Genomic DNA, 16,316 nt, shown 5'->3' on the forward strand with positions numbered 1-16,316 from the left:
GTGCTGGCGGGCGCCTTTATGGAGGGATTATGAGCGAACGGGATTCGATGCCCTATGACATCGTCATCGTCGGTGGGGGACCGGCTGGCCTGTCTGCAGCGATCCGGCTGAAGCAACTGGCCAATGCCGCCGGGCAGGAACTGGCCGTCTGCGTGCTGGAAAAGGGGTCGGAAATCGGCGCCCATATCCTGTCAGGCGCGGTGGTCGATCCCAGGGCGCTGGATGAGCTGATCCCCGACTGGAAGGAACAGGGCTGCCCGATGGCCGATGTTCCGGTCACCGACAACCAGCATTGGGTCTTGTCCAAGGCGGGCAAGATGGCGATGCCGCACATCATGACGCCGGGCTGGATGCACAATAAGGGCACCTATACCGGATCGCTGGGCAATCTGTGCCGCTGGCTGGCCGAGCAGGCCGAAGGTCTTGGCGTCGAAATCTTCCCCGGCTTCGCCGCTGCCGAAATCCTCTACAATGAGGATGGCAGCGTGAAGGGCGTCGCGACCGGCGACATGGGCATTGCCCGTGATGGCGAGCGCAAGGCGGACTATCAGCCGGGCCTGGAACTGCACGCCAAATATACTTTCTTTGCGGAGGGCGCGCGCGGCCACCTGACCAAGATCCTCAAGCGCCAGTTCGACCTGGAGGCCGATTGCGAGCCGCAGGTCTATGGTCTGGGGATGAAGGAATTGTGGGACATCGATCCCGCCAAGCATCAGCCGGGCCTTGTCATCCATACGCAGGGATGGCCGCTAACTGACGCATATGGCGGCGGTTTTCTATACCATCAGGCCAATGGCCAGGTTGCGCTCGGCTTCGTCGTGGGCCTGGGCTATCGCAACCCGCATCTCTATCCGTTCGAGGAATTCCAGCGCTGGAAGCAGCATCCGGAAATCCGCAAGTTCCTGGAGGGCGGTCGCCGCGTTTCCTATGGCGCGCGCGCGATCAACGAGGGCGGCTGGCAGTCGATCCCCAAGCTGGTCTTCCCCGGCGGTGCTCTGATCGGTTGCTCGGCCGGATTCGTCAATGTGCCGCGCATCAAGGGCAGCCATACCGCGATGAAGTCGGGCATGCTGGCCGCCGAGGCCGCGTTCGAGGCGATCCAGGACGAGCGCGCGCGCGACGTGCTGCACGATTATGAGGATCGCCTGCGTTCCAGCTGGATCGCGGACGAACTGAAGCTGGTGAAGAATGCCGAGCCGCTGCTGGCCAAGTTCGGCAACACCATCGGCACGCTGCTGGCGGGTATCGACATGTGGATGCGCACGCTCAAGATCGGCCTGCCCTTCACCATGAAGCACAAGCCCGATTGCGAGAAATTGTGGCGCAAGGACCAGTGCGAGAAAATCGCCTATCCCAAGCCCGATGGCGTGATCAGTTTCGATCGTCTGTCCTCTGTATTCCTGTCGAACACCAATCATGAGGAGGACCAGCCGGTCCATCTGCAGTTGAAGGATCCGTCGGTCCCCATTTCCTACAATCTGCCCCTTTATGACGAGCCGGCTCAGCGTTATTGTCCTGCCGGTGTCTATGAAGTGGTCGGTCTGGATGAAGGGGAGCCTCGCTTCCAGATCAACGCGCAGAATTGCGTCCACTGCAAGACATGCGACATCAAGGACCCGACCCAGAATATCAACTGGGTCGTGCCCGAGGGCGGTGGAGGACCGAATTATCCGAACATGTAGGGGCCTGATTCCAGGACTGTTGCTGATGCTGCCGGCTGCGGCCGGCGCATCGGTTGATCCCGATATGGCCTTGCATGCCTATGCCCGTGCGCGCCTTGCTGATGGCGAAGGTGCGCTGGGCGTTGCGGTCGACAGCTATCGTGTGGCCCTCGCCGGCGATCCGACCAGCCTTGCCATTGCCCGCCGTTCCTATGTCCAGGCATTGGAAAGCGGCGACATGCCGCTGGCGCTGCAATCGGCCGCGTTGCTGGATGAGGGGGGCATGCTGCCGCGCGACGGCACCTTGCTGCGGATTTGCGACGCGTTGGGGCGCAAGGATTGGGCGGCGGCGCAGACCTTCACCGATCGCTTGGTGGAAGAAGGCAATTTCTCCTTCCTCGCCCCGATCGTGCAAAGCTGGATATCGCTGGGCCAGCGCCGCTATGTGGCGCCCGTCATCGACAGCAAGGACAAGTTCGGGGCGCTGGGCGCCCGCTATCTTGACGAACATCTGGCGTTGCAGGCCATGGCGCGGGGCGACAAGGAAGAGGCGATTGGCGCGATGCGCCGTGCCTTGGGCTTGCGCGTGACGGACGACGAAGCGCTGCGCCTGACCTTCGCCGCGCAACTGGCCGGGCGCCGGGCGAAGGCGGATGCCCTGGCCCTGCTGCCCGCCGATGAAGCGAGTTTCGCCAAGGCCCGCGCGGACGTTGCCCGTGGCAAGGTGCCGGGAGCGATTGCCGCGCCCTTCACGCCCAGGCAGGGCTTTGCCCAATTGCTGGCCCGTCTGGCGGTCGACATCGCGTCCGACGAAACGGGCACGGCGCTGGGCATTCGTCTGGCGCGGATCGCGACCTTTGCCGATCCGGCCGCGGCCGAGCCGCATCTGGTGGCGGCGAAACTGCTGGTGGCGGGCGATCTCGCCAATTATGCGGCGGCGGAAGCGCGCAAGGTGCCGGTGACTGGCTGGTATGGCACGCTCGCCCAGGCGGAACTGGTCGAGGCACTGGCGGCCTCGGGGGATCGCGACGGCGCGATCGCACTGGCGCAAAGCCTGGCATCGGCTCCTAATGCCGAGCCGGAACGCCTTGTAAGACTTGGACGATTGCTGGCGGACTCCGGCGATTTCGACGGCGCTGCGTTGGCTTTCCATCGTGCGCAGGCGGGCTATTCGGCTGACAGTCTGCCTTGGGCATTGCTGCTGTTCGAAGGCAGCGCGCTGGAGCAGGGCAAGCGGTGGGACGAGGCCCGTGCGGTGCTCGAAAAGGCCGCTGTCATGGCCCCGAATGAACCGGTCATCCTCAATTATCTCGGCTATGCCCAGATCGAACGGCGGCAGAATGTCGATGTGGCGCTCGACCTGCTGAAGAAGGCAAGCGCGCTCAAGCCGCAGGATGCGTCGATCACGGACTCGCTCGGCTGGGCGAAGTTCGTGACCGGGGACGTCAAGGGCGCAGTCCCGGTGCTGGAACGCGCCGCGGCCGGGGCGCCCGGCGATGCCACGATCAACGAACATCTGGGCGATGCATTGTGGACCGCTGGTCGTCGCTACGAGGCGCGCTATGCCTGGCGCGCAGCGGCGGTCTTCGCGGAGGGGTATGTCGCCAATCGGCTTGACGCCAAGGCCCGCGAAGGTTTGAAACCCGAATATGCAGCGCCCTGATATTGTATCGAAATCCTGTGAATATATCCGGACAACTAACTGAAATTGCTTACGCAAAAGTCAATCTGGCCTTGCATGTGCGCGAGCGCCGCGCGGATGGCTATCATGCGCTGGAAAGCCTGTTCGTCTTTGCCGATGATGGGGATATTCTTCATGCCCGGCAGCGCGACGATGGTGTTATTACGCTCGCCGTGGAGGGCCCTTGCGCCGCGGGCCTGAGCGGTGACGATGACAATCTGGTGATGCGGGCGGCGAGAAGTCTTCAGGCGGCCACTGATATAACGGCCGGTGCCGATGTCCGGCTCGACAAGCGGCTGCCGGTTGCGTCGGGCATCGGTGGTGGCTCGGCGGATGCGGCCGCGACGCTGCGCCTGTTGATGCGTATCTGGAATATCACCGTGGAAGACGCTGTATTGCAGCAATTATCCCTGTCGCTTGGCTCGGACGTGCCGGCCTGCTTGGCCAGCACGACGCAACTGGTGCGCGGTCGTGGCGAACTGCTGGAGGCGCAGGCGCTGGACGATCTGTCGGGCCGGCCGATGCTGCTGGTCAATCCGCGGGTCGGCGTCTCGACGGCGTCGGTCTTTGCCGGCTGGGACAGGATCGATCGCGGCGCGCTCGATGCGCTGGATATTGTCGGGCTTGCGCGTTCCGGCCGGAATGATTTGGAGGCGCCGGCCCGGCTGTCGGCGCCGGTGATCGGTGAAGTGCTGGAGGCGTTGCAGGCGCAAAGTCCCCGGCTGGCGCGGATGTCCGGGTCGGGCGCGACCTGTTTCGCGCTGTTCGATGACGAGCAGGGAAGGGGGCAGGCGGCGGACGCACTGCGCCGCGATCATCCGGATTGGTGGGTGATGGAAACGAGGATCAGGACATCATGAGCGAAGCCTTCACCACCGTGCACGAGGGCGATCTCGACCTGCTGATCATCGTCGATCATGCCTCGGCCCATGTCCCCGACGATATCGACCTGGGCATCGATCCGGCGCTGCTTCGCGAACATATCGCGATCGACATCGGCGTGGCGGAGGTCAGCCAGTTGCTCGCGGCGCAACTGAACTGCTCCGCGATCCTGGCCGGCATCTCCCGCCTGGTCATCGATCTCAACCGCGAAGAGGATGCGCCCGGCCTGCTGCCGGTGATGAGTGACGGCCATGCCATTCCGGGTAATCGGGGCGCTGATCTGGCCGAACGGATGCGCCGCTTCCATCACCCCTATCATCAGCAGGTGGCGGCCATGCTCGACGGCATGACGTCACCCTTCATCCTGTCCGTACATAGCTTCACGCCGCGCCTGACGAGCGATCCCGAGCAGCAGCGGCCTTGGGATATCGGCATTCTCTATAATCAGGATGATCGGGCGGCGCGGATCGCCATTCCGATGCTGGAGGCGGCGGGGCTGAATGTCGGCGACCAACTGCCCTATTCGGGGCAATTGCTCAACGCGACCATGAACCGCCATGCCGAAGCCAATGGCATCCCCTATCTGGGGATCGAGATGCGGCAGGATCTGGTTGACGATGCTGCGGGGCAGCGCCGCTTTGCCGATCTGCTCGGACCGATCGTTCTGGAATGCCGTAACCGGCTGAGTTGATGGTCGGGCCTGGCGCGCCGGGCCATAGAGGATGTCGAAAGGGGATGTTCTGATGGGGCTGCGATTGTCTGGCGCACTGATGCTGGCGGGGCTGGCCCTGGCGGGATGTGACGGCAAGGGCGGCGGGAGTGGGGCGATCGCCGATGACGAAAGCTTGATCGACTGCGCGATCGGCAAGGGCGATTGGTCGCGGGCGTGCGGCGTCGAACGCGACGGCGACATGCTGACCCTGCGCCATCCCGACGGCGGGTTCCGGCGGCTAAGGATCGTGCAGGACGGGCGTGGTCTGGTTTCGGCCGATGGCGCCGAGGAGGCAAAGCTCACCATTATCGGCAAGGGACTGGTCGAAGTGGCGATCGGTGCCGACCGGTATCGGCTGCCCGCTACCGTGGCGGCCAAGCCGAATTGATGGTGCCCGACCCGATATTGACGGCAGCAGCCATGCGCGCGGCCGAGCAGGCGGCGTTTGATGCTGGCGTCGATCCATATGCATTGATGGAACGGGCGGGGGCTGCGGCGGCACAGATCATCTGGCGTGCGGGGCATCGACGGGATGCACTGATCCTCTGTGGTCATGGCAATAATGGCGGTGATGGCTTTGTTATTGCGCGTATATTGCGCGAACTGGGCGTACCGGTGCGGGTCTCCTCCCTGGGGGGCAGCCGAACCGCATCGGCCCAGCGAGCCAGGGCATTATGGGACGGCCCGGTAGAGTTGCTGGCCGATGCCGCGCCGGCGGCACAACTGGTCGACGCGCTGTTCGGCACGGGGCTGACGCGGGGCCTGGATGTGGCGGTGGCGGACCGATTGGGCGAATTGGTGGCGCATGCCAATCACAGCTATGCGATTGATCTGCCCAGCGGGGTGGGGACGGATGATGGCCGGCTATTGTCGGCGGTGCCGAAGTTCGACGTGACGATCGCATTGGGCGCATTCAAGCCCGCGCATCTGTTGCAGCCGGCGGCTAGTCTTATGGGAAAGCTGGTGCGGGCGGACATCGGCCTCGCCATGCCGCAGGACATGCATGTGCTTGCAGCGCCGCAGCTTCGCGCGCCTGTCGCCGCTGCGCATAAATATAGCCGAGGTCTGGTCGGCGTTGTCGGCGGTCTTATGCCGGGCGCGGCGGCGCTGGCGGCAGCCGCGGCGGCCCATTCCGGTGCCGGCATGGTGAGGCGCTATGACGCTTCGCCATGCGAGTCTGGGCCGCACGCCATCGTTCATCAGCAGATTGAGGATGTCACTGTCCTGAGCGATGCTCTTTCCGACCCTCGGCTGGCGGCCGTGCTGGTCGGTCCGGGATTGGGTCGGGAGGATGGGGCACGGGCGCGGCTTGATGCTGCGCTGGCATGCGGGCGGCCGCTGGTGCTGGATGCCGACGCGCTCACCTTGCTGGCAGGAAGGGCGGCTACCCATGTCCCGGCCGGATCGATCCTGACCCCGCATGAAGGCGAATTCGTCCGGCTTTTCGGCGATCAGCCGGGCAGCAAGATCGACCGGGCGCTGGCTGGCGCCCATATGACGAGGTCGGTTGTGGTCTACAAGGGCGCGGACAGCGTGATCGCCGCGCCGGATGGCCGGGTAGCCGTGGCGCGGAGTGCTTCGACCTGGTTGTCGACCGCTGGCACGGGCGATGTGCTGGCGGGGCTAGCCGCCGGGCGACTGGCCGTGACTGGCGATCCGTTTCGCGCAGCGTGCGAGGCGGTCTGGCTGCATGGGGAGGCTGCGCGCCGGGCTGGCCCGGCTTTTGTCGCGGATGATTTGCTTGCCGCGCTTTCAGCCGCTATCGGCTCGCGGCTGTGACCCAAGATAATGATCTCATCCTCCGCATCGCCGCCAAGGGCGATGGCGTCACCGCCGATGGGCGGCATTTCGCACTGGTAGCACCGGGCGACCGGATCGCTGCCGACGGCAGCATCATCGCTGGCCCGCATCATGTCGACGCGCCCTGCATCCATTTTCCCGGCTGCGGTGGCTGCGAGCTGCAGCAGATCGACGAGCCGAGCCTGGCTGATTTCGTCAGCGCCCGCGTGACCGGCGCGCTGGCCGGGCAGGGCGTAGTGCCGCAGATGGTGCTGCCGGCCCATGTCTCGCCGCCGCGCACGCGTCGCCGAGCCTCGCTGCGCGCCGCGCGGCAGGGCAAGCGGATCACCATCGGCTTCGCCGAGCAGGGCAGCCATGTTCTGGTCGACCTGACGATGTGCGAGATCCTCGATCCGCGCCTGTTCGCGCTGATCGCGCCGCTGCGGACGATGCTGCTGACCTGCCTGCCCGACAAGCGCGCCGCGCATGTACGCATGTCGCTGACCGATCAGGGCGTCGACCTGTTGCTGGAAGGCGTGAAGGTCGAGGGGCTGGCGGCGGACGAGGCGCTGGGTGATTTCGCCCGCGGACACGCCTTGGCGCGGCTGACCATCGATCAGGGTGACGGTCCGGAGACGCGCTGGGAGCCGGAGCCGGTGACCGTCAGCTTTGGTGGCGTTGCAGTCGGCTTTCCGCCCTATTCCTTCTTGCAGGCGACACCCGATGGCGAGGCTGCCCTGGTGAAGGCAGTGCAGGACGCGCTGCCCGCGACCGGCGCGGTCGCCGACCTGTTCTGCGGCCTTGGCACCTTTGCACTGGCGATCGGCGCCAATCGGCCGGTCTATGCGGCGGAGGGTGCGCGCGATCTGGTGCTGTCGCTCAAGCTCGCCGGCCATCGCGCGCAGCGGCGCATGGTGGCCGATCATCGCGACCTGTTCCGCCGGCCGCTGACACCTGAGGAACTGAACCGCTTTGCCGCCGTGGTGATCGATCCGCCCCGTGCGGGTGCGCGCGAACAGGCGATGCAACTGGCGCAGTCGACGGTGCCGCTGATCGCCTATGTCTCATGCAATCCGGGCAGCTTCGCCCGCGACGCCGCGCATCTGGTGACGGGCGGCTATGTGCTCGACAGCGTCATGCCGGTCGGCCAGTTTCGCTGGTCCACCCATGTCGAGCTGGTCGGGATTTTCCGGCGCCCCTGAGCGTTTTCCTACGAAGTTCACACCGTCGTGGAGGGGGCAAATGCCCCAAAGAAAATCCCTCGCTGCGAGGGGGCGGCAGCGAGGGATATAGTCTTTCGTTCGATCCTCGGCCTATGCGGGCCGTTGGACGGGCATCCTCTCCTAAAGGGGAGCGGCGCCCGTCTTAACCGAGCTTGATGACAGTTGCGCGACGACGGGCCGGCAGTGTTTCGGCATAGAGGCTGGCCATCGGCTCGTCCGACACTTCGATCGTCGATTCCGAGGTGAAGCCGTTGAAGCCGGTACGCATCGCCGCGCCATAGGCGCCGAGCATGCCGATCTCGATATAGTCGCCGACCTTCACGTCCGCCGGGAGCATGAACGGGCCGACCATATGGTCCATGTCGTCGCAGGTCGGGCCATAGAAGGAGAAGCCTTCCAGCTCTTCCTCGCTCTCATCCTCGCGCAGCAGGGCGACGGGGAAGCGCCAGCCGATATGCGCGGCATCGAACAGCGCGCCATAGGCGCCGTCGTTGATGTAGAGTTCCTGGCCACGGCGGCGTTCGACGCGCACGATGATCGAGCTATATTCCGCCGACAGCGCGCGGCCGGGCTCGCACCACAGTTCCGACGAGTAGCTGACCGGCAGGCTTTCAAAGCCGCGATGGATGGCTTCGAAATAATTTTCGAGCGCGACCGGCTCCATGCCCGGATAGATGGACGGGAAGCCGCCGCCGACATCGATGATGTCGACCGTAACGGCTGCGTCCACGATCGCGGCGCGCACGCGCTCGATCGCATCGCTATAGGCCTGCGGGCTCATCGCCTGGCTGCCGACATGGAAGCAAATGCCCAGCGCATCGGCGGCCTGACGGGTTGCCATCAGCAGCTCGCGGGTCTCGCCCAGCTCCGCGCCGAACTTCGACGCCAGGCTGAGTTCCGAATGTTCGGACGAGACGCGCAGGCGCACGCATAGCTCCAGATCGGTCGCATCACCGGTGGCGCGCATGATCTTTTCCAGCTCGTCGATCGTGTCGAGCGAGAAGGTGCGCACGCCATGAACATGGTACGCTTCCGCGATCGCTTCCTCGGCCTTGACCGGGTGCATGAAGCAGAGCTTGGCCTTGCCTTCGAGCGTTTCGGCAACGAGACGCACTTCGGCGATCGATGCCACGTCGAAATGCGTGATGCCCGAATCGAAAAGCGTGCGGATCAGATCAGGAGACGGATTCGCCTTGACTGCATAGAGCGAGCGACCCGGAAACTTCTCAGTGAAGAAACGGGCGGCCCGAGCTGCGGCTTCGGGACGGATCAGCGTTACCGGTGCTGCCGGTGTGAGGGCGGTCGCTACCCCCAGCGCGCTATGATGCTTGTGCAACTCAAGGGACCTCCAGTGTAGTTCAGGGCGAAAAAGCTGCCTTGCGGTGGAAGTCCCATGGGGCAGCGAGCGGCCGATATATGCGGTGGGGTCCCCCCTGTAAAGCGCATATGAAAATTTTGTTGCGCAGCCCGCTATGAAACGTGCGTCATGCTGGATGGGTTGTTGAAAAGACAGGATATTTCGGCCGGGCGAAAGATAGTTTCCGCGAAATTAACGCGGAATTTCACACGCCCGGCCGGGCAGAAACAGGAATGGAATCAGGACAGGCGGCCCTTGAAATCCGCGTAGGAAAAGCTGCGGATTTCCTGGAGTTCATCGCTCTGGGAATTCCATAGCCAGATGGCCGGCAGGGGCACGCCGTTGAAGGTGTTGGTCTTCACCATCGAATAATGGGCCTGGTCCAGGAAGGCGATGCGCGCGCCTGGTTCGGCGCCGCCAGGCACCCGATAATCGCCGATGATATCGCCCGCCAGGCAGGATGGGCCGCCCAGGCGCGTGACCGGGCCTTCGTCCTGCTCATGCAGCATGGCGGGGCGATAGGGTGCCTCGATCACGTCGGGCATGTGGCAGGTGGCGCTGATGTCGGTGATCGCGACGGGCATGCCATTGTCGATCACGTCGAGGATTTCGCCGATCAGGATGCCCGCATCGAGCGCCATCGCCTCGCCCGGCTCGATATAGAGTTCAAGCCCGGTCTGCGCCTTGATCGCCTGAAGGAAGGCGATCAGCTCGTCGATCTGGTAGTCGGCGCGGGTGACATGGTGGCCACCGCCGAAGTTCAGCCATTTGAGGCCGGCGACATGGGGCATGACGAACGGCTCGATCGCCGCCCAGGTGCGCTGGAGCGGCAGGAAATCCTGTTCGCACAGATTATGGACGTGGAGGCCGTCGACGCCGTCCAGATGCTCGGCGCGCAACTGGTCGATGGGGAAGCCAAGGCGGCTGTGCGGCTGCGACGGGTCATATTTGGGCACCTCGCCCTCCGGGTGGAGGGGGTTGATGCGCAGGCCGATGTCGAAGATGCGACCTTCCGCGCGGGCGGCGTCGATCACCGGCTTCATCCGGGCGATCTGGCCGGGGCTGTTGAAGATCACATGGTCGGAAATCTTGAGGATTTCGGCGAGATCATCGGGCTTGTAGGCAGCGCAATAGGTCGCGACCTCGCCCTTATATTCCTCGCGGCCGAGGCGTGCCTCGTAGATGCCCGAGGCGCAGACGCCGTCGAGATATTCGCCCAGCACGCCGCCCAGCGACCACATGGAAAAGGCCTTGAGCGCGCCCAGCACCTTGATGCCGGCGCGATCGCCGATGTCGCGCAGCACCGACAGGTTGCGCCGCACGGCGGCTTCATCGACGACGAAGGCGGGCGAGGGGACACGATACAGGTCGAAATGGGCGAAAGCGGCGGGATCGCCAGCCTTGGTTTCCATGAAATTATTACTCCTGATCCGCCAGCGGGCGGACATCGTTGATCAGGGCCTTGAGGACGAGGCCGGGTTCCTCGACCATCGGCATATGGGCCGAATGCTCGAACCAGATGGTCTTCTTGGCGGGGGCTTTCAACCGGTCCATCCACTGCGCGGCGAGCGGCGAGGGTACGGTATAGTCGGTGCGGCCGAGCAGCATGATCACCGGCAGCTTCATCTCGTGAACCTTGGCGAAGCTGACGTCCGCAACGCGGGGCCACAGGGTCGTGGTCGAAAATTCGCTGCCCGCGCCCCAGGCCTTGCGGTCTTCGGGCGTATAGTCGGGCGACAGGCGCGGCGTCTGGAAATAGAGCGTCGGGTCGGGCCGGTCGGCCATCAGCGAGCCGTAAGGAATGGCATAGCGGCGCCAGCCATCGGCCTTGTCGATCGTGAAGGGGCCGCTGTCAGGATAGGGGGCAAGCGCTTCGATCGCCTTGACGGTTTCGGCGTTGCCGGCTTTCCTCGCCTGCGCGATGGTCCAGTCCATGCCCATGCGTTCGCCGGCGCGGAAGTCGATCGCCTGGCCCATGCCGACATAGGCATAGAGCAGGTCGGGCCGCTTGATCGCCACCGACAGGCCGACGGCGGAGCCCCAGCTATGGCCGAGCAGGAAAACCTTGCGCTTGCCATAGCGGGCCTTGAGATAGTCGATCAGTTCGATCGCGTCGTCGCGATAGCGATCCAGCGTCATGGTCGGCGCGATCGCCTTGGGATCATTCAGGGCATAGCTTTTGCCAGCACCGCGCTGGTCCCACTGGATGACGGTGAAGAAATCCTCCCATGGCCGTTGGAACGACCAGGCGAAGGGCATTTCCACCGCGCCGGGGCCGCCATGGACATAGATAAGAATTGGGTTGGCGCGATCGGCGCCGCGCACATTGATCGCCTGCCGCGCGCCACCCAAGGTCACGACCAGATTTTCCTGGACGCCGTTTGGCGTCACGATACGGTTGACGTCGGCGACGATGGCCTTGGCCGGGGCATAGGGATCGGCGGGCTGCTGTGCCGATGCCGCAGGAACCAATAGAGAAAGGGCCAGAACGGCCCACATGGGGTTTCGCATTCCAGCCCACTCCGTTATCCCCGCGCAGGCGGGGATCCATCTCCCACCCCATCCCCAGACGCCAAGTCCGGAGATGGGTTCCCGCTTTCGCGGGAATGACGATGTTCTTCGATCCTTGCGGGACCGTCAGAAGGCCAGCGGCGCGTCCAGTTCCTTCACCTGCCAGGGCAGGCCATGCTTGTTGAGCATGTCCATGAAGGGATCGGGATCGAACTGCTCGATGTTGAACACGCCTTCGCCTTTCCACGCGCCGGTCAGCATCATGCCGGCGCCGATCATCGCGGGCACGCCGGTGGTGTAGCTGACCGCCTGGTTGCCGGTTTCGGCATAGGCGTCCTCATGGTCGCAGACCTGATAGATATAGACGGTCTTTTCCTGGCCATCCTTCTGGCCGGTCGCGACGTCGCCGATATTGGTCTTGCCCTTGGTGGTCGAACCCAGGCTCGACGGTTCGGGCAGAACGGCCTTCAGGAACTGCAGCGGAATGATTTCCTGGCCATTATAGATGACCGGATCGATCCGGGTCATGCCGACATTCTGCAGCACTTCGAGATGCTTGAGATAGGCGTCGCCGAAGGTCATCCAGAAGCGGATGCGCTTGATTTCGGGATAGTGGGTGGCGAGGCTTTCCAGTTCCTCATGATACATGAGGTACATGTTCTTTTCGCCGACCTGATCGAAGTCGAACACCTGCTTGTGGCTCAATGCCGGGCCTTCGACCCATTCGCCGTTCAGCCAGTGGCGCGACGGAGCGGTCACTTCGCGGATGTTGATTTCCGGATTGAAGTTGGTGGCGAAATGCTGGCCATGATCGCCGCCATTGCAGTCGAGAATGTCGAGCGTGTCGATCGTGTCGAGCAGATGCTTCTTGATGTAGCTGGCGAACACGCTGGTGACGCCCGGATCGAAGCCCGAACCCAGCAGCGCCATGATGCCGGCTTCCTTGAAGCGCTCCTGATAGGCCCACTGCCAGCTATATTCGAACTTGGCGGTGTCGCGCGGTTCGTAATTGGCGGTGTCGAGATAGTCGGTCTTGGTCGCGAGGCACGCGTCCATGATCGCCAGATCCTGATAGGGCAGCGCCAGGTTCACGACCAGCTTGGGCTGGACCTTCTGGATCAGGGCGATAGTCTCTTCGACATTGTCGGCGTCGACCTGGGCCACGTCGATATCCACGCCGACCAGCTTCTTGACCGATTCGGCGACCTTCTCGCAGCTGACGATGCGGCGGCTGGCCAGCGTGATGTGGCTGAAAATATCAGGGTTCATCGCCATCTTGTGGACCGCGACAGACCCGACGCCGCCTGCGCCGATGACCAGAACCTTGCTCAATTCAACTGCTCCATAACTGTGGTCGCGCCGGACGCGCGAAAGCGCCCATATAGGGGCGTCGCGTGACAGAGCAAAGTCAGAGTTAGAAGCGCGCTCCGTCAACCTTCTGGATGGTCAGTGCTTCAATATCGATCGCAGGCACGCAGCGCAGGTTGATCGCGCGCATTTCACCCTGGGGCGACTTGCCGAGTGCGAAGGCTTCCGTCCCGCAGGTCTTGCAGAATTGATGCGTGATGGCGTGCTTGTAGAAGAGATAGTCGGTCAATTGCTCGGCGCCGCTGTCGAGGCGGAACTGATCGACGGGAACGAAGGTCAGGACGAAGCCCTTGCGGCCGCAATGGGAGCAGTTGCAGCTCATCGCCTCGCTGGGCGGATCGGCATCGACCGTGAAGGTGACGGCGCCGCAATGACAGCTTCCACTATAGGTCATCCTCGTTCTCCTTTTGATCCTTATGCTTCAACTGACCAGACGCTTCAATCCCTCGACCGTATCGGCTTCCGCTGCCGGCTTGTCCTTGCGGATGCGGGCGATGCGGGGGAAGCGCATGGCGAGGCCGGACTTGTGGCGCTTGCTGTCATGAATGGAGTCGAAGGCGACTTCGAGCACCAGCGTCTTTTCGACCTCTCGGACCGGGCCGAAGCGGTTCACTGTATTCCCCCGGACAAAGCGGTCGAGCCATTTGAGTTCCTCGTCGGTGAACCCGCTATAGGCCTTGCCGACCGGCAGAAGCTCGCCATCCTCCGTCCAGCAGCCGAATGTGTAATCCGAATAGAAGGAGGAGCGTTTGCCATGGCCGCGCTGGGCATACATCATGACGCAGTCGGCGGTCAGCGGATCGCGTTTCCATTTGTACCAGAGCGCGGCCTTGCGTCCGGCGACATAGGGGCTGTCGCGGCGCTTGAGCATCACCCCCTCGATCGCGACGTCGCGGGCGCCGGCGCGGATGTCGGCCAGCGCCGCGAAATCGGGCGCGTCGATGACGGCGGACAGGTCGAAGCGGTCGGGCGATAGCTGCGCCATATAGGCTTCGAGGCGCGCGCGGCGGTCGGTCCAGGGCAGGGCGCGCAGATCGTCGTCGCCTTCGATCAGCAGATCATAGAGGCGGACGAAGGCGGGGTAATCGGCCATCATCCTGGCGCTCACCGCCTTGCGGCCGAGCCGTTGTTGCAGGGCGTTGAAGCTCGCTGCAGCGCCTCCATGTTCTTTGGCGCCCTGAAACTCCCCCTTCACCAGCAATTCGCCGTCCAGCACGGCATGGCCGGTGAAGGCCTGCGCGATTTCGGGGAAGCTGCCCGTGATGTCGTCGCCCGCGCGGCTGTAGAGCCTGGTTTCGCGGCCAGTGCCGACGATCTGGATACGGATGCCGTCCCATTTCCATTCGGCGGCATAGTCGGCGAGGTCGACGCTGTCGGCTTCCAGCGGATGGGCGAGCATGAAGGGGCGGAAATAGGGCGTGCCCTCCGGGTCGGGACGGGCGCTGCGGCCCTCCGCCCAGTCGAACAGGGCCGTGTAGGGCGGGGCGAGGGCGTGCCAGACCTGTTCGACATCATCGACGTCGAGCCCGAAAGCCTGGGCGAAGCCGGTCTTGGCGAGGCGGGCGGAAATACCCACCCGCAGGCCGCCGGTGGCGAGTTTCAGCAGGGCGAAGCGGCCCGATGCGTCGAGATGGTCCATCATCTGCGCCAGCGCGTCCGGCGCGGCGGCGCGGCTGACATTGTGGAGGCGGTCGATGATCGCGGACAGGCTGAGCGAGCCGTCGTCCAGTTCGGCCGGCTCGTTGCCGGGACGGGGCCAGAGCAGGGCAACGGTCTCGGCCAGGTCGCCGACATAGTCGCGGCTCATCTCGAACAGGCCCGGATCGGTCCGGGCGCGGATCATCTCGCCGATGGCCGATGCCTTCACCGCCTTGAGGTCGAGATTGCCGGTCAGCGCCGCCAACGCCCAGCCCCGGTCGGGATCGGGGGCTTCGCGCATGTAGGCGGCGATCAGCGCCAGTTTGCCGTTGCGCGAGCGGGTGTAGACGAGGCCATCGAGCAGTTGGGAAAATTGCCTCATGGATCAATCCCAATGACCGTTCGGGCTGAGCGAAGTCGAAGCCCAGCACAGAGCGAAGCGAAGTGGCTTCGACTTCGCTCAGCCAGGCCCTTCGACAGGCTCAGGGCGAACGGGTTAGATAGCATCACCCTTCCTCCTCATCCTCGCGGCCCACCAGCGCCAGCGCGCGGGCGCGATATTGGTGGGTCATGCACCAGTGGAGCAGGGCTTCCTCGCGGCCATGGGTGATCCAGGTCTCGCTCGGCGCGACCTCGCGGATCGTGTCGGTCAGTTCGTCCCAGTCGGCATGGTCGGAAATGACCAAAGGCAGTTCGACGTTACGCTGCCGGGCGCGCTGGCGCACCCGCATCCAGCCTGACGCCATGGCGGCAATCGGGTCGGGCAGGCGGCGGCTCCAGCGATCGTTGAGCGCGGAGGGCGGCGCCAGCACGATGGCACCGCGCATATCCTTGGCCGGCACGCCAGTCGCGCCGCGCAACTTCCCCATGTCGACGCCGAAATCCTGGTAGAGCGCACACATGCGTTCGAGCGCGCCATGGATATAGATGGGGTCATGATGGCCGCGCGCCCGCAACTCGCAGATCACCCGCTGCGCCTTGCCGAGCGCATAGGCGCCGACCAGTACGCAGCGATCGGGATTGGCATGGAGGGCATGGAGCAGCCGGTCCATTTCGCTGCCGGTGTCGGGGTGGCGGAAGACGGGCAGGCCGAAGGTCGCCTCGGTCACGAAGATGTCGCAAGGCACCGGCTCGAACGGCAGGCAGGTGGGGTCGGGGCGGCGCTTGTAGTCGCCGGTCACCACCACCCGCTCGCCGGCATGATCGAGGATGATCTGCGCCGATCCCAGCACATGGCCGGCGGGGACATAGCGGATGGTGACGCCGCCCAGCCTGATCTCCTCGCCATAACCGACCGCCGTGCCGTTGGCCGTGCCATAGCGCAGCGCCATGATAGCCAGCGTTTCGCGCGTGGCCCAGACATGGCCGTGGCCGCCGCGCGCATGATCGGCATGGCCGTGGGTGACAAGCGCGCGTTCCTGCGGCTGCGACGGGTCGATCCACGCATCGGCGGGGCGGACATAGATGCCGGTGGGGTGGGGTTCGATCCAGTGCGCCATCAGAT

General features: G+C 64.4%; 14 protein-coding genes. 7 read left to right on the top strand and 7 right to left on the bottom strand.

Annotated features, from left to right (window positions below):
* The first annotated feature begins 29 nt into the window (after positions 1–29).
* The 7 genes from ACI6S0_RS07455 to ACI6S0_RS07485 are packed head-to-tail and all read left to right on the top strand — an operon-like array spanning position 30 to position 7,917.
* The gene (locus tag ACI6S0_RS07455; protein WP_099232070.1) at positions 30–1,682 is read left to right on the top strand and encodes an electron transfer flavoprotein-ubiquinone oxidoreductase; all 1,653 of its coding nucleotides are present in this window, start codon (positions 30–32) and stop codon (positions 1,680–1,682) included.
* A gap of 25 nt (positions 1,683–1,707) precedes the next feature.
* Positions 1,708–3,324 (top strand): tetratricopeptide repeat protein, encoded by a 1,617-nt coding sequence (locus tag ACI6S0_RS07460; protein ID WP_434405365.1) that lies wholly within the window; start codon positions 1,708–1,710, stop codon positions 3,322–3,324.
* Positions 3,324–4,202, top strand: a complete 879-nt coding sequence (locus ACI6S0_RS07465; protein WP_434405911.1) for a 4-(cytidine 5'-diphospho)-2-C-methyl-D-erythritol kinase — start codon at positions 3,324–3,326, stop codon at positions 4,200–4,202. The genes ACI6S0_RS07460 and ACI6S0_RS07465 overlap by 1 nt, the downstream gene beginning before the upstream one ends.
* Positions 4,199–4,915: an N-formylglutamate amidohydrolase gene (locus ACI6S0_RS07470; RefSeq protein ID WP_434405366.1), complete on the top strand. Its 717-nt coding sequence runs from the start codon at positions 4,199–4,201 to the stop codon at positions 4,913–4,915. Before ACI6S0_RS07465 ends, ACI6S0_RS07470 begins: the two co-directional genes overlap by 4 nt.
* 52 nt (positions 4,916–4,967) lie before the next feature.
* Positions 4,968–5,324, top strand: coding sequence for a hypothetical protein (locus ACI6S0_RS07475; protein ID WP_434405367.1), 357 nt, complete (start codon positions 4,968–4,970; stop codon positions 5,322–5,324).
* A complete protein-coding gene (locus tag ACI6S0_RS07480; RefSeq protein WP_434405368.1) occupies positions 5,324–6,715 on the top strand; it encodes an NAD(P)H-hydrate dehydratase in 1,392 nt (463 codons plus the stop codon). The genes ACI6S0_RS07475 and ACI6S0_RS07480 overlap by 1 nt, the downstream gene beginning before the upstream one ends.
* On the top strand, positions 6,712–7,917 hold the full coding sequence (locus ACI6S0_RS07485; protein WP_434405369.1) for a class I SAM-dependent RNA methyltransferase: 1,206 nt from the start codon (positions 6,712–6,714) through the stop codon (positions 7,915–7,917). Before ACI6S0_RS07480 ends, ACI6S0_RS07485 begins: the two co-directional genes overlap by 4 nt.
* Before the next feature lie 163 nt (positions 7,918–8,080).
* Here ACI6S0_RS07485 and ACI6S0_RS07490 read toward each other — a convergent pair whose 3' ends face one another.
* The 7 genes from ACI6S0_RS07490 to ACI6S0_RS07520 form a co-directional block, all read right to left on the bottom strand.
* Positions 8,081–9,274, bottom strand: coding sequence for a type III PLP-dependent enzyme (locus ACI6S0_RS07490; protein WP_004207266.1), 1,194 nt, complete (start codon positions 9,272–9,274; stop codon positions 8,081–8,083).
* A 260-nt stretch (positions 9,275–9,534) separates the two neighbouring features.
* On the bottom strand, positions 9,535–10,707 hold the full coding sequence (locus ACI6S0_RS07495; protein WP_434405370.1) for a carboxynorspermidine decarboxylase: 1,173 nt from the start codon (positions 10,705–10,707) through the stop codon (positions 9,535–9,537).
* 7 nt (positions 10,708–10,714) lie between these two features.
* The gene (locus ACI6S0_RS07500; RefSeq protein ID WP_434405371.1) at positions 10,715–11,794 is read right to left on the bottom strand and encodes an alpha/beta fold hydrolase; all 1,080 of its coding nucleotides are present in this window, start codon (positions 11,792–11,794) and stop codon (positions 10,715–10,717) included.
* 138 nt (positions 11,795–11,932) lie between these two features.
* Positions 11,933–13,138 (bottom strand): saccharopine dehydrogenase family protein, encoded by a 1,206-nt coding sequence (locus ACI6S0_RS07505; protein WP_434405372.1) that lies wholly within the window; start codon positions 13,136–13,138, stop codon positions 11,933–11,935.
* An 82-nt stretch (positions 13,139–13,220) separates the two neighbouring features.
* Entirely contained in the window at positions 13,221–13,568 is a 348-nt protein-coding gene (locus tag ACI6S0_RS07510; RefSeq protein WP_125985967.1) for a GFA family protein, read from the bottom strand.
* 27 nt (positions 13,569–13,595) lie between these two features.
* The gene (locus ACI6S0_RS07515; protein ID WP_434405373.1) at positions 13,596–15,194 is read right to left on the bottom strand and encodes a cisplatin damage response ATP-dependent DNA ligase; all 1,599 of its coding nucleotides are present in this window, start codon (positions 15,192–15,194) and stop codon (positions 13,596–13,598) included.
* A gap of 124 nt (positions 15,195–15,318) precedes the next feature.
* Complete coding sequence (locus ACI6S0_RS07520; RefSeq protein ID WP_434405912.1) at positions 15,319–16,311, bottom strand: ligase-associated DNA damage response exonuclease; 993 nt, start codon at positions 16,309–16,311, stop codon at positions 15,319–15,321.
* Positions 16,312–16,316 lie beyond the last annotated feature (5 nt).

The organism is Sphingobium sp. DN12 (assembly GCF_051058005.1).
GTDB lineage: Bacteria > Pseudomonadota > Alphaproteobacteria > Sphingomonadales > Sphingomonadaceae > Sphingobium > Sphingobium yanoikuyae.

Bases quoted from the DNA above. Each gene is read 5' to 3' on its own strand.
- ACI6S0_RS07480 (WP_434405368.1), top strand. From the start codon at position 5,324: ATGGTGCCCGACCCGATATTGACGGCAGCAGCCATGCGCGCGGCCGAG.
- ACI6S0_RS07455 (WP_099232070.1), top strand. From the start codon at position 30: ATGAGCGAACGGGATTCGATGCCCTATGACATCGTCATCGTCGGTGGG.
- ACI6S0_RS07470 (WP_434405366.1), top strand. From the start codon at position 4,199: ATGAGCGAAGCCTTCACCACCGTGCACGAGGGCGATCTCGACCTGCTG.
- ACI6S0_RS07495 (WP_434405370.1), bottom strand. From the start codon at position 10,707: ATGGAAACCAAGGCTGGCGATCCCGCCGCTTTCGCCCATTTCGACCTG.
- ACI6S0_RS07500 (WP_434405371.1), bottom strand. From the start codon at position 11,794: ATGTGGGCCGTTCTGGCCCTTTCTCTATTGGTTCCTGCGGCATCGGCA.
- ACI6S0_RS07520 (WP_434405912.1), bottom strand. From the start codon at position 16,311: ATGGCGCACTGGATCGAACCCCACCCCACCGGCATCTATGTCCGCCCC.
- ACI6S0_RS07510 (WP_125985967.1), bottom strand. From the start codon at position 13,568: ATGACCTATAGTGGAAGCTGTCATTGCGGCGCCGTCACCTTCACGGTC.
- ACI6S0_RS07475 (WP_434405367.1), top strand. From the start codon at position 4,968: ATGGGGCTGCGATTGTCTGGCGCACTGATGCTGGCGGGGCTGGCCCTG.
- ACI6S0_RS07460 (WP_434405365.1), top strand. From the start codon at position 1,708: ATGCTGCCGGCTGCGGCCGGCGCATCGGTTGATCCCGATATGGCCTTG.
- ACI6S0_RS07515 (WP_434405373.1), bottom strand. From the start codon at position 15,194: ATGAGGCAATTTTCCCAACTGCTCGATGGCCTCGTCTACACCCGCTCG.